The 12433-nt window shown below is 66.9% G+C and carries 12 protein-coding genes; 4 read left to right on the top strand and 8 right to left on the bottom strand.

Annotation, left to right across the window (positions count from 1 at the left end):
- Position 1: 1 nt before the first annotated feature.
- The 5 genes from AC4LGL_RS23750 to AC4LGL_RS23770 form a co-directional block, all read right to left on the bottom strand.
- A complete protein-coding gene (locus AC4LGL_RS23750; protein ID WP_491840905.1) occupies positions 2–391 on the bottom strand; it encodes a nitroreductase/quinone reductase family protein in 390 nt (129 codons plus the stop codon).
- A gap of 19 nt (positions 392–410) precedes the next feature.
- A complete protein-coding gene (gene cycA, locus AC4LGL_RS23755; protein WP_491840906.1) occupies positions 411–1856 on the bottom strand; it encodes a D-serine/D-alanine/glycine transporter in 1446 nt (481 codons plus the stop codon).
- A 61-nt stretch (positions 1857–1917) separates the two neighbouring features.
- A complete protein-coding gene (locus AC4LGL_RS23760; RefSeq protein WP_491840907.1) occupies positions 1918–2709 on the bottom strand; it encodes a lysophospholipid acyltransferase family protein in 792 nt (263 codons plus the stop codon).
- 103 nt (positions 2710–2812) lie between these two features.
- Positions 2813–5137 (bottom strand): endopeptidase La, encoded by a 2325-nt coding sequence (gene lon, locus AC4LGL_RS23765; protein ID WP_491840908.1) that lies wholly within the window; start codon positions 5135–5137, stop codon positions 2813–2815.
- Between the two features lie 29 nt (positions 5138–5166).
- Positions 5167–5805, bottom strand: coding sequence for a VC0807 family protein (locus AC4LGL_RS23770; RefSeq protein WP_491840909.1), 639 nt, complete (start codon positions 5803–5805; stop codon positions 5167–5169).
- A 111-nt stretch (positions 5806–5916) separates the two neighbouring features.
- Here AC4LGL_RS23770 and AC4LGL_RS23775 point away from each other — a divergent pair, with 111 nt between their 5' ends.
- The 4 genes from AC4LGL_RS23775 to AC4LGL_RS23790 all read left to right on the top strand — a co-directional run bounded on the left by AC4LGL_RS23775 (position 5917) and on the right by AC4LGL_RS23790 (position 9152).
- A complete protein-coding gene (locus AC4LGL_RS23775; RefSeq protein WP_491840910.1) occupies positions 5917–6843 on the top strand; it encodes an NADP-dependent oxidoreductase in 927 nt (308 codons plus the stop codon).
- 97 nt (positions 6844–6940) lie between these two features.
- A complete protein-coding gene (locus AC4LGL_RS23780; protein ID WP_491840911.1) occupies positions 6941–7669 on the top strand; it encodes an EthD domain-containing protein in 729 nt (242 codons plus the stop codon).
- A 58-nt stretch (positions 7670–7727) separates the two neighbouring features.
- Positions 7728–8192: a nuclear transport factor 2 family protein gene (locus AC4LGL_RS23785; protein ID WP_491840912.1), complete on the top strand. Its 465-nt coding sequence runs from the start codon at positions 7728–7730 to the stop codon at positions 8190–8192.
- A gap of 27 nt (positions 8193–8219) precedes the next feature.
- Positions 8220–9152, top strand: a complete 933-nt coding sequence (locus AC4LGL_RS23790; protein ID WP_491840913.1) for a TIGR03619 family F420-dependent LLM class oxidoreductase — start codon at positions 8220–8222, stop codon at positions 9150–9152.
- A 24-nt stretch (positions 9153–9176) separates the two neighbouring features.
- On the opposite strand, the gene AC4LGL_RS23795 is transcribed toward AC4LGL_RS23790, so the two are convergent.
- Genes AC4LGL_RS23795 through AC4LGL_RS23805 form a run of 3 tightly spaced genes read right to left on the bottom strand, consistent with a single transcriptional unit; the run spans position 9177 to position 12326 of the window.
- Complete coding sequence (locus AC4LGL_RS23795) at positions 9177–10247, bottom strand: acyl-CoA dehydrogenase family protein (RefSeq protein WP_491840914.1); 1071 nt, start codon at positions 10245–10247, stop codon at positions 9177–9179.
- 15 nt (positions 10248–10262) lie between these two features.
- The gene (locus AC4LGL_RS23800; RefSeq protein WP_491840915.1) at positions 10263–11426 is read right to left on the bottom strand and encodes an acyl-CoA dehydrogenase family protein; all 1164 of its coding nucleotides are present in this window, start codon (positions 11424–11426) and stop codon (positions 10263–10265) included.
- A gap of 12 nt (positions 11427–11438) precedes the next feature.
- On the bottom strand, positions 11439–12326 hold the full coding sequence (locus tag AC4LGL_RS23805; protein ID WP_491840916.1) for an SDR family NAD(P)-dependent oxidoreductase: 888 nt from the start codon (positions 12324–12326) through the stop codon (positions 11439–11441).
- Positions 12327–12433 lie beyond the last annotated feature (107 nt).

The raw sequence follows: 12433 nt of genomic DNA on the forward strand, positions 1-12433 counted from the left end.
GTCAGTCGAGATCGATGCGGACGGTGAGCAGGTCGCTGCCCACAGTGCGGACTACCGCGCTGTTGAGCGTCGGCAGCTCTTTGAGCCGGGCCACCGGGTCGTCGTCGGGCAGCAGGTGCGCGGTGCCGGTCCGCCAGGTCCCGTTGATGCGGACTCGTACCGCTGGATTGGCCTTGATGTTGAGCACGTAGTGCGATCGGTCGCCGTGCTCGGACACCATCCAGAAAGACTGCCGGATGACCCGGCCGCCGACGGCGGTGTGCCGTGGTTGGCCGGATTTGCGGCCGACGGTCTCGAGCATGGTCAGAGGCAGTTGGCGCCCGACCGGGTTGACGATGCGGCGTTGGGCGCCGTGGACGATGCGTCGCTTCAGATCACGAAGATCCACCATGGCGCAACCCTACCGAGGATCAGTCGGAATCCTTCGACTCAAGTTCGGTGGACTCGAGGTCGGCGTGGAACTTGGCTTCGCGGACCAGATGTCCTGGGCGGCGCCGCAACACCATCCAGGCGATACCCAGAACCAGGAACCACGCGGGTGTCACCAGTTCGGCCTGCAGGGTGTCCTCCTTCTGGGTGAACGCCCAGAGCAGGAACGCGAAGAAGGCCAGGACGACGTAACACATCACGACGCCACCGGGCATCTTGAACTTCGATGCCTCGTGTAGTTCCGGCCGGCGCCTGCGGTACACGAGGTAGCTCACCAGGATGATCGTCCAGACGAAGATGAAGCACAGCGACGAGATCGTGGTGACCAACGTGAACGCCGCGACGATCGAGTCGCCGGCGGCCACCATCACGACTCCCGACAGCAGGAACACGCCGGACAGGAACAACGCGTTGGCGGGCACGCGGCGCGAGGTGAGCCGGCCGAACAGGCCGGGTGCGTCACCTTCGCTGGCCAGGCCGTAGACCATCCGGGACGTCGAGTAGATACCGGAGTTGGCCGACGACGTCGCCGAGGTGAGCACCACGAAGTTGACCACCGACGCGGCGATTCCCAGGCCCGCGAGGCTGAACATGGCCACGAACGGGCTGAGCTTGGGATCGATCTCGCGCCACGGTGTGACCGCGATGATGACGGTCAGGGCAGCGACGTAGAAGAGCAGGACGCGCACGGGGATCGAGTTGATCGCCTTGGGCAGATTGCGCTCGGGGTCCTTGGCCTCGGCTGCGGTGGTGCCGACCAGTTCGATCCCGACGAACGCGAAGGTCGCGATCTGGAACCCGGCCACGAATCCCATTGGGCCGGTGGGGAAGAACCCACCGTCGTTCCACAGGTTGGCGAAGGAGGCTTGGGCCCCGGTGGGGGCGGTGAAGCTGGTGAAGATCATTACGAGGCCGATGACGATCAACGTCACGATCGCGATGATCTTGATCAGGGCGAACCAGAACTCGGTCTCACCGAAGGCCCGCACGGTCGGCAGATTCAGTCCGATGAGCACCACGACCGTGGCGAGCGCCGGTATCCACAGCGGCAGATCTGGCCACCAGAAGGCCACGTAGCCGGCGATCACCACCACGTCGGCCACACCCGTGACGATCCAGCAGAACCAGTACGTCCAGCCGGTGAAGAACCCTGCCCACGGGCCGAGCAGGTCCGCGGCGAAATCGGCGAACGACTTGTAGTGCAGATTGGACAGCAGCAGTTCGCCCATGGCCCGCATGACGAAGAACAGCATGAAGCCGATGACCATGTAGACGAAGAGCACCGACGGGCCGGCCAGCGAGATGGTCTTGCCGGAGCCCATGAACAGGCCCGTTCCGATCGCTCCGCCGATCGCGATCAGCTGGATGTGCCGGTTCGACAGCTGACGGGAAAGGTGCCGTTCGTCCGTGGATGTATCTGACGTCACACCGTGAAGGATTGCAGGCGAGGAGATGACGGCTGCAGCCAGCCCGGCATTTCCCCGGCGGCTAGCCCAGTATCGGGAACCGGCGCTGTGAGGCGAGCCGGTTCAGGGCCGTCTGCATGATTTCCCGGATGTGCGCGTCGACGGCGTCGATATCGGGGTCGGCGCCGAAGCGTGCCGTGATGTCGATCGGTGGCAGGACTTCGGTGACGATCTTGGTCGGCAGGGGGAGGTTGGGCGGCACGAGGACGCTGAGGCCGAACGGAAGCCCGATGCTCACCGGCAGAATGTCCAATCGGATGCGAGGCAACCCGAGCCGCTGGGCCAGCCAGTTGCCCCGGGTCAGGAACAGCTGGCTTTCCTGGGCGCCGATCGAGACGGTCGGCACGACGGGGACCCCGGCGGCCAGCGCGGTCCGGACGTATCCGGTTCGCCCGTTGAAGTCGATGGTGTTCGCCTCGGCGGTGGGGCGGTAGGCGTCGTAATCGCCGCCGGGAAACACCAGCACCACCGCGCCGGACTGTAGGGCGGCCGCCGCGTTCTCCCGGCTGGCGTGGACCACCCCGAGCCGCCGGAACAGATCCCCGGTCGGCCCGAGAAGTACTCCGTAATGGGCGAGCGTGTACAGCGGACGGTCGTAGCCGAAGTGGTGGTAGAACTCCGGCGCGAAGACCAGGACGTCGGGTGTCAGCATGCCGCCGGAGTGATTCGCGACCACCAGAGCACCGCCGTGGCCCGGGATGTTCTCCAGGCCACGGACCTCAGAGCGGAACCACCACTTCGCAATCGGCCCCGCCAACGACTTCACCTGTCGGGTGACGGCGGGATCCCACTGGTCGAGCTCATTTTCGTCCATCGCCGCCAGATTGACCCGAATGCCGAACAAATAAACCGTCCGCCGTTGCGACTTTGGGTCACAACGGCGGACGGCGGTTTTGGCGGCGGGGCCCGTCGGCTGCTTACGCGGCGGCCGACGTGGACTCGCGGGCGGGTTCCAGCGCCAGGGCGATGATGTCGGCCACGTCGGTCATCGGCTTGACCTCCAAAGCCTCCAGCACCTCGGCCGGGACCTCATCCAGGTCGGGCTCGTTACGCGCCGGGATGAACACGGTCTTCAGCCCGGCCCGCTGCGCCGCCAGCAGCTTCTGCTTGACGCCGCCGATCGGCAGCACCCGGCCGTTCAGCGTGACCTCACCGGTCATGCCGACATCGCCGCGCACCTGCCGCCCGGTGGCCATCGACACCAGTGCGGTCACCATGGTGACGCCGGCCGACGGACCGTCCTTGGGCACCGCACCCGCGGGCACATGGACGTGGATCTGGCGGTCCAGTGCCTTGGGATCCACACCCAGTTCCGAGGCGTGGGCCCGCACGTAGGACAGTGCGATCTGTGCTGACTCCTTCATGACGTCGCCCAGCTGACCGGTCAGCTTCAGGCCCGGCTCACCCTCGTTCGAGTTGGCCTCGATATAGAGGACGTCGCCGCCCAGGCCGGTGACGGCCAGTCCGGTCGCCACACCCGGCACCGCGGTGCGCTCGGTGGATTCCGGGGTGAACCGCGGACGGCCCAGGTACTCAACCAGATTCGGCTCATCAATCGTGATGGGGGATTCTGTCGAGTCCAGATTCGTCGTCACCTTGCGCAACGCCTTGGCCAGCAACCGCTCGAACTGCCGCACACCCGGCTCGCGGGTGTAGTCCGCGGCGATCTTGCGCAACGCCGCGTCGGTGACCGCCACCTCGGTGTCGGTCAGCGCCGCCCGCTCGGCCTGCCGGGGCAGCAGGTAGTCCCGCGCGATCGCTACCTTGTCGTCCTCGGTGTAGCCGTCGAGCTGGATCAGCTCCATGCGGTCCAGCAGCGCCGACGGGATGTTCTCGATGACGTTCGCCGTCGCCAGGAACACCACATCGGACAGGTCCAGATCCAGCTCCAGGTAGTGGTCGCGGAACGTGTGGTTCTGCGCCGGGTCCAGCACCTCCAGCAGTGCAGCCGACGGGTCGCCGCGGTAGTCGGAGCCCACCTTGTCGATCTCGTCCAGCAGCACAACGGGATTCATCGAACCCGCCTCGCCGATGGCCCGCACGATACGGCCGGGCAGGGCGCCGACGTAGGTACGCCGGTGGCCACGGATCTCGGCCTCGTCACGCACGCCGCCCAGGGCGACGCGCACGAACTTGCGGCCCAGTGCGCGGGCCACGGACTCACCCAGCGAGGTCTTGCCGACCCCGGGCGGACCGGCGAGCACCATCACGGCACCCGACCCGCGGCCGCCGACGACGGCCATGCCGCGCTGGGCGCGACGGGCCCGGACGGCCAGGTATTCGACGATGCGGTCCTTGACGTCGTCCAGCCCGTGGTGGTCGGCGTCCAGAATTTCGCGGGCCCCCTTGAGATCGGCCGAATCTTCGGTGCGCTCGTTCCACGGCAGGTCCAGCACGGTGTCCAGCCAGGTTCGGATCCATCCACCCTCGGGGCTCTGGTCGCTGGAGCGTTCCAGCTTGCCGACCTCGCGCAGTGCGGCTTCGCGCACCTTCTCGGGCAGGTCGGCGGCCTCGACACGGGCCCGGTAGTCGTCGGACCCCTCCGGCTCGCCTTCACCGAGTTCTTTGCGGATCGCGGCCAGCTGCTGGCGCAGCAGGAATTCCTTCTGCTGCTTGTCCATGCCGGACCGGACATCCTCGGCGATCTTGTCGTTGACCTCGACCTCGGCCAGGTGCTCGCCGGTCCATTCCACGAGCAGGCTGAGGCGACGGCTCACGTCCTCGGTCTCCAGCAGTTCGCGCTTCTGCACATCGGTCAGGTATGAGGCGTAGCCGGCGGTGTCGGCCAGAGCCGACGGGTCGGTGATCTTGTTGACCACGTCGACGATCTGCCAGGCCTCGCGCCGCTGCAGCATGGCCAGCAGCAGCTTCTTGTACTCGGCGGCCAGCGCCTTGGTCTCGTCGGTCACCGGTTCGGGTTCGGCGGCTTCGTCCACCTCGACCCACAGGGCCGCACCCGGCCCGGTGGTTCCGGAGCCGATGTGAGCCCGGCGTTCACCGCGGACGACGGCGGCTTCTGCTCCTCCGGGCATGCGCCCGACCTGCACGATCGACGCGATCACCCCGTGTGTCGGGTAGCGGTCGTCCAGGCGTGGCGCGATCAGCAGCTTGCCCGATTCGCTGGCCTGGGCGGCATCGACGGCCGCCCGGGCGGCATCGTCGAGTTCGACGGGCACCACCATTCCGGGCAGGACGATCGGCTCACTCAAGAACAGGACGGGCACTGCGATTTGTTCAGGCATCAATACCTCCAAAGTTCAGTCTGATGCGCTCAACCTTGGCGGGCCTGAGTTTGTTCCCGGAGGCGTTCCCCTTTCGCCCTGGCCTGTTTGCCCATCACCACGGTCGCAACCATGAGCAGTGCCGTCCAGGCCAGCGAAACCACCGTGTTCACCCCGTTCGCGACATCGATGGCCAGCGAGAAGATGATCACCAGGCTGATCAACATCCCGATCAGAAGGCCGATGCCCCACATCGCTGAGAGCGAAATGTGGACGCGGTGTCTGAACGCCACTTCGCGGGGACCCGGGTTGCCTTCGGGCGTGGTACCCACCCGCTCGGCCACGATCTGGGTCAGTGGCTTGCCGACGAAGCAACTGCCCAGGAACAGCAGTGCGCCGATGCCGCCGACAAGAGTGTTGCCTGCCATTAGCATCCGGGCATCGGAGGTGGCGAGGCCGACCGTCAGGCTCAGGCCGAAATTCAGCATCAGGTAGCCCGAGAACGGATCGAGTCGGCGGGCCTTGATCGCGTCATAGGAGACCTTGATCCCGGCCAGGATGGTCGCGGTGAGCAGAGCGATGTACTCCGAAACGCCGACGGCGCGGAGCCCGTAGTAGGCGAGTAGGGGAGGCGCGACATCGAGCAGGATGCCCCGCATGACTGGGCGTAGTGAGTTGTCTCTGCTCACCACGGCGAAGATATGGACGCACTCTGTGAATCGCCTGTGTGTTCTGTCGGAGTCGGGCGTATGAGGCGGTTGCCCGGAATGTTTTCGGTCGCCGGTTACGTCCTAGGGCATATGAGCAAAGCGGTGCAGTTCGATGAATACGGTGGGGTGGACGTCCTGCAGGTGCGGGACGTGCCGCGGCCCGTTCCGGGCCCGGGGGAGGTACTGGTCGAAGTAAAGTCGGCCGGCATCAATCCGGGTGAGGCCATGATCCGTCGCGGGGCCCTGCATGACCGTTTCCCCGCCTCCTTCCCATCAGGTCAGGGCAGCGACCTGGCCGGTGTGGTGGCCGAGCTCGGGGCAGGAGTCACCGGATTCCAGATCGGTGACGAGGTGCTCGGATTCTCCGATCGACGGTCCAGCCACGCCGAATACGTGACGGTTCCCGCCTCGCAGTTGGCCGCCAAGCCGCCTGGCCTGCCGTGGGAGGTGGCCGGAGGGTTGTATGTCGCGGGCGCCACCGCTTACGCGGCAGTTCGGGCTGTGCGGCTGCGACCCGGCGACGTGGTCGCGGTCGCGGGGGCCACGGGCGGGGTCGGCACCATTGCGGTGCAGCTCGCCGGGCGGTCGGGGGCGACTGTCCTCGGTGTCGCCGGGCCTGGTGGCGACGACTGGCTGACGACGCACGGCACGGTCCCCGTCAACTACGGCGACGACCTGGCCGCCCGGCTTCGTGCCGCATCCCCGTCGGGTCGCGTCGACGCCTTCCTCGATTTCTTCGGTGGCGGTTATGTGCAGCTGGCAGTCGAGGAACTGGCCGTCGATCCTCAGCGAGTCGACACGATCATCGATTTCGGTGCCATCGAGCGGTTCGGTGTTCAGAGCGCAGGCAATGCCGAGGGGTCTGACATCGCGATCGTTGCCGAGTTGGCCGATCTCGCCGCCCGCGGTGAGCTAGACGTGCCGATCGCCGGGGTGTACGCCCTCGACGATGTCCGGGCAGCCTTCACCGAGCTCGAGAAGCGGCACACCAGGGGGAAATTGGTGCTGCGGCCATGACGTGTTGGTGAGCGCGCAGGTTGGTGACGGCCGACGCGGTTCCAGTCAGTGGAACCGGCGGGCAGGCCCTGACCCGACTCGGAGATAAGTTCGGCGCATGGAAAAAGTGGTGGTCATCGTCCGGACTACGGATTTCGATGAGCAGTGGTGCAGGCGGATGCGTGGCCCGGTGGCGAGTGCGCTGCTCGACCTGGGGTTGCCCGGGGTCGTGGTGAACGTCCGCGACGAGCCGGTCCGTGATTCGCTGATGACACTGACGACGCTGGACCCGCCCGGCGCCGCCGTGATCAGCCTGTGGACACAGCAGTACTACGGCACGCAGATTCGCTCTGCCATCGAACTTTTGGCGGCCGAAGCCCATGCGGTCGACGCCTACCTGGTGACCGAATCGTCACCGATGCCGCCGCCGGACCCGGGTGAAGGCCTGCGCACACCCGCTTTGGCCAATGTGGCCTTGTTGCGCCGGCCGGCGGGCATGGATCAGGCGACCTGGCTCGACCGCTGGCACAACAACCACACCCAGGTGGCGATCGACACCCAGGCGACGTTCGGCTACACCCAGAACGTCGTGGTCCGTGCGCTCACCCCGGACGCGCCGCAGATCGACGGCATCGTCGAAGAGCTGTTCCCTGACGGCGCGGTGTCCGATCTCAACGTCTTCTACGGCGCACGGGACGAGGCGGACCTGCAGGACCGGATGACGCGGATGATCGAAAGCTGTGTGAAGTTCGGCGCCCACGAGAACATCGACACCGTCCCGACCAGCCGGTACCTCTTCCGCAGTCCGTTCAGCGGCAATGCGGTTTCGTTGAACGAGATCGGGTGAGCGCAGGCCGGGCCGATTGGGTAGGAATCACCCAACGCCGACAGACGGGATGGGAAGTATGACTGCACCATTGTCAGCGGCCGACCGGCTGGAACTGTCCGATCTGGCACACCGCTATGCTGCCTGCGTCGACGCCCGGAACTTCGATGATCTCGTCGAATTATTCACGCCCACAGCACAGTTGACCCTCCCGAAGCCACCCGATGACCTGGGCCCGTGCGTGCGTCACGAGGGGCACGCCGGGGTGCGGACCGCCATGGAGTCGCTGCGCGGTGTCACCCGGACCCTGCATGCGATCGTCGGCGAGGTCTACACCGCCGGGCCTGCCGCGGACACCGCGACCGGCGCCGTCGTGGGCGTCGCGCACCACTGGATCGACAAGGACGGAAAGATCACCGACCTGGTCTGGTACCTGCGCTATGCCGATGAGTACCTCCGCACCACCGCCGGTTGGTGTATCGCCAAGCGTGAGTTGACCATTGATGCCATCGAAACCCGGCCGGCGCGCCAGGTACGGCTGTAGACCCGGCCCAGGACTGGAGGTAAGGCCTTGACTACCCCGCAGATTTCGCTGCAGCTGAAGACGTTCACCGACGATCCCGACCATGACTGGAGCTCGACCCTGGCGCTGGGCCGGGCGATGGATGCCGCCGGGATCGACCGAGTGGTGGTCTCCGACCACGTCGTATTCGGCGAGAACCCGGCCGCCTATGCCAATCCGGCGTTGGGCGGTATCGCCGGCGGCCGCCAGCCCACCGGCCCGGACGGTCAGTGGCTCGATCCGCTCACCGTGCTCACCGCATTGGCCGCCAACACTTCCCGGATCCGGCTCGGCACCGCGATCCTGTTGGCCGCGCTGCGCCGCCCGGCGGTGCTGGCCAAGCAGGTTTCCACGCTGGACGTGTTGTCCGGCGGTCGCGTCGATCTCGGTGTCGGCGTCGGATGGCAGCGCGAGGAATACGAGGCGGCCGGCCTGCCGTTCGAACGCCGCGGCCGCCTGCTCGATCACACCCTTGAAGTGTGCCAGCAGCTGTGGACGCAGCAGCGCAGCACCTATCAGTCACCCGAGTTGTCCTTCACCGACATTCATCAGATGCCCAAACCCGTTCAGGCGGGCGGTGTTCCGATCTGGGTCAGCGGAACCGTCAACGTTGCCGTGGCGCGGCGGCTGACCCGGTTCGGCCGTGGCTGGATTCCGTGGGGTGCCGCAATCGCCGACCCGGCCGGAGCGATCACGGCGATGAAGGACAAGATCTCGGACCTGGGCGGCGACCCGACCGGCCTCCAGGTGCTCGGTCACGGGAGAACCGTCAAGCGCGAGGACCGGTCCGTCGACCTGGCGGCCAGCGCGGCCTCGGCTGTGCCCTTGATCGCCGCCGGGGTCACCGATGTGCGGTTCACCTTGTCGCTGCCCAAGGACGTGAGCCAGGCGACCGACCTGCTCGCCGAACTGGTCGCAGAATTCCGCTCGGCCACCCGATGAGCAGATCGACATGAGGTGCCCGGCTTACAGTTGAGCGCCGATGGTTGCGAGTTCGGAGCCGGCACTACCGAGAGTGGAAGCAAGTTGCTTTCCCCACAACAGATATCGGTGAACCGGGTAATCCTCGTCGACACCCATGCCGCCGTGGACGTGGATGATGCGGTGCACGATGCGTTGTCCGGCGTCACTGGCCCACCACTTCGCCACCGAGGTTGCCGTATCGGCGGGCAGGTCGTTGGTGGTGCGCCACACCGCGTGCCACAGGGTCGTCCGCATCGCCTCGAGGTCGATGTAGCAGTCCGCCAATTGATGCGCCACCGCCTGGAATCCCGACAGGGGGCGGCCGAACTGCCGGCGCTCGTTGAGATAGGGCACTGCGTGTTCGACCGCTCCCGTGCCTACTCCGAGGGCGAGCGCCGACACTGCCAGGCGGGCCCGGTTGCACGTCCAGGTGACGGCGGTTCCGTCGGGAGCGCCCAGCATGACAGCCGGCGTGGAGTCGAAATCCACTGTAGCGCAGGGCTCATGGGTAGTGCTGCGATGCGGGTGTGCAGTCAGGGTGGAGTCGGGGAGGCTCACCAGGAACAGGCCCGTGCCCTCGGGAGTGACGGCGGTGGCCACCACGGCGTCGGCGACCGCGACCACCGGGACCGCGACCTTGCGGCCGGTGAGCGCCCAGCCTTCCGCAGTGGGGGAGGCCGTCAGCGGGGTCTGTGCCTCTTCCAGCGCGACGGTGAGCACGCCCTCTCCGCGACACACCGATTCGACCAGCCCGGCGCCCGGCCCGTCCGGATCGAATTGGGCGATGGCAAGCGCGGCCACGACCGAGGGCCAGATGGGAGCCGGTAGCGTGCGCCGGCCCTGCTGCTCCAGCAGCAGGCACAGTGCGGCCAGATCCAGACCCTCACCGCCGAGTTCGGCGGGTAGAGCTGCCCCCAGTAGACCACTGGCAGCCAGTTCGTACCACAGGGCCCGGTCGAAACCCTCGGCGCCGGTCTCTACGGCACCGATGTCGGTGCTCCCGGAAATCCGGCCAAGCAGGTCGTCGGCCAGCCGCTGAATTTCCTGCTGTTCCTCGTCAAAGCTGAAGTCCATTGTCAGACTTGCCTTTCAGTTCGTCCGGCGTGGGGCCACGGCGCCCAGGCCCTGGGTGGCGATCATGTCGCGCAGTACCTCGTTGACTCCGCCGCCGAACGTGTTGACCGCGCTTTGCCGTGACATCTGTTCGATCTCGCTGGCGAAGTCCATCGCATCCGCGTCGCAGCGGATGCGGCCCCGCGGACCCAGGATGCCCAGCAGGGTTCGATACACCTCGATGTGGAGTTCGGTGCCGTACACCTTGGCTGCCGCAGCGTCGGCTCCGCGCAGCGTCCCGGCCGCCACGGCGGCGGTCATCTTCCAGTTGAGCAGCCGCATTGCCTCAAGCTTGGCGTGGGTGCGGGCCAGATCGGTGCGGACCCAGTCCTTTTCGATGGCGCCGGTGGACTTCGCCCACTTCACGGTCTTCTCCCAGAGCGCCTCGGCGTGCCCGCCGATGGCGGCCAACCCGATCCGTTCGTGGTTGAGCTGAGAGGTGATCAGCGGCCAGCCGCCGTGAAGGTCGCCCACCAGGTTCTCGGCCGGGACCCGAACCTCGCTGTAGTAGGTGGCGGTGACGGTGAGCCCGCCGACTGTGCGGATCGGTGACCAGCTGAACCCCTCGGACTCGGTCGGCACGATGATGATCGAGATGCCTTTGTGCCGCGGTGCCTCGCCGGTACGGCAGGCCAGCCAGATGTAGTCGGCGGTGTTGGCCCCGGACGTGAACACCTTGGTGCCGTCGATGATCCAGTCGTCGCCGTCACGCACGGCCCGGGTCCGCAGCGTGGCCAGGTCGGTGCCGGCCTCCGGTTCGGTGTAGCCGATGGCGAACACGATGTCGCCGGCGAGGATGCCCGGCAGGAAGGTGCGGCGTTGTTCATCGGTGCCGAACTTCATCAAGGTCGGACCGACGGTGTTGACCGTGACGAACGGGAACGGCACTGCGGCGCGCTGGACTTCATCGAAGAAGATGAACTGGTCTTCAAGCGACCGGCCCTGCCCGCCGTACTCGGTCGGCCAGCCGATGCCCAGCCATCCGTCGCGGCCCAGGGTGCTGACCACTTCGCGGAACCGCTCTCCGCCGACACCCTCTTCACCGACTCCGAGGCGGCCGTCCCCGGCCATCATCTCGGCGAAGTATGCGCGCAGTTCGGCCCGAAGTTGTTGTTGCTCGGGCGTTTCGGCTAGATACACCGTTGGACCTTTCTAGGTATCCGAGTTCGATCGGCGGGCGAGATCATCGACCAGACGCTGCGACCACACCGACTTGCCCAGGAGCCGGTCGGCGTCGGGTGATATCGCCAGCCACCGGGCAGCCTGGGCCGCGACGGTGGCCGGGATGGCCTGGTAACCCGCCGTCTCGATCTTCGAGGCGCCGCCGCGGGCCTGGCCGGCCTCGGTGATGACGTAGCCGGGGTTGAGGTTGAAGGCGCGAACCCCGCGGGAGGCGAACTCCGCGTTGATGATTCCGGCGATACGGCCAAATGCCGCCTTCGACGCGGCATAGGCGAGTCCCCACCCGCCTTCGCCGGCCGGAGCCGGTGGGTTGGTCTCGGCCGATCCGGAGATCAGGTTGATGACGACGCCCCCGCCCGCGTCGAGCATCGACGGGATCACCTGCTGGATGAGCGCCACCTGATGCAGGAAGTTCCCGACGTACATCGTCTCGGCGTCGCCGAGACGGATGTCCAGCAGGCGGTCCATGACTCCGTCGATCTGGGCGATGGCGTTGTTGACCAGCACGTCGATCCGGCCCATGGCGTCGAGGACCTGCCGGGTGACGGCGTGGACGTCGGCGAGGTCGAGCAGGTCCATCCGGATCGCCAGGGCCCGCCGGCCCAGCGCGCGAATCTCGGCGACCGTGGTGTCGAGGCTGCCCGGGACCTGTACGGGTCCGGAGTCTCCGTCCGACTCTCGGGAGGGCACACGTCCCTCGCCCTCATGCACGGTGCGCGCCGTGATCGCCACATCGAAACCGGCCCTGGCGAATTCCAGCGCGATCTCACGGCCGATTCCGCGGCTCGCTCCCGTCACCAACGCAACACGACGAAGCTCCACGGCTCGCACACTAGCCACGCGCGGCGTCGATGCCATCGCTGTTTCACCCAACGGAACCGCGCCGCTTCCGCGGACGGGGGATGAGGCCCCACGCCACCCTCGGAGACAGTTGAGCAAGCGCTTGATAAGTTCTTGAGCAAGCG

It is taken from the genome of Mycolicibacterium arcueilense (genome assembly GCF_058536225.1).

Coding starts and splice junctions, on each gene's coding strand:
- AC4LGL_RS23750 (WP_491840905.1), bottom strand. CDS start 391: ATGGTGGATCTTCGTGATCTGAAGCGACGCATCGTCCACGGCGCCCAA.
- AC4LGL_RS23760 (WP_491840907.1), bottom strand. CDS start 2,709: ATGGACGAAAATGAGCTCGACCAGTGGGATCCCGCCGTCACCCGACAG.
- lon (WP_491840908.1), bottom strand. CDS start 5,137: ATGCCTGAACAAATCGCAGTGCCCGTCCTGTTCTTGAGTGAGCCGATC.
- AC4LGL_RS23775 (WP_491840910.1), top strand. CDS start 5,917: ATGAGCAAAGCGGTGCAGTTCGATGAATACGGTGGGGTGGACGTCCTG.
- AC4LGL_RS23780 (WP_491840911.1), top strand. CDS start 6,941: ATGGAAAAAGTGGTGGTCATCGTCCGGACTACGGATTTCGATGAGCAG.
- AC4LGL_RS23785 (WP_491840912.1), top strand. CDS start 7,728: ATGACTGCACCATTGTCAGCGGCCGACCGGCTGGAACTGTCCGATCTG.
- AC4LGL_RS23795 (WP_491840914.1), bottom strand. CDS start 10,247: ATGGACTTCAGCTTTGACGAGGAACAGCAGGAAATTCAGCGGCTGGCC.
- AC4LGL_RS23805 (WP_491840916.1), bottom strand. CDS start 12,326: ATGGCATCGACGCCGCGCGTGGCTAGTGTGCGAGCCGTGGAGCTTCGT.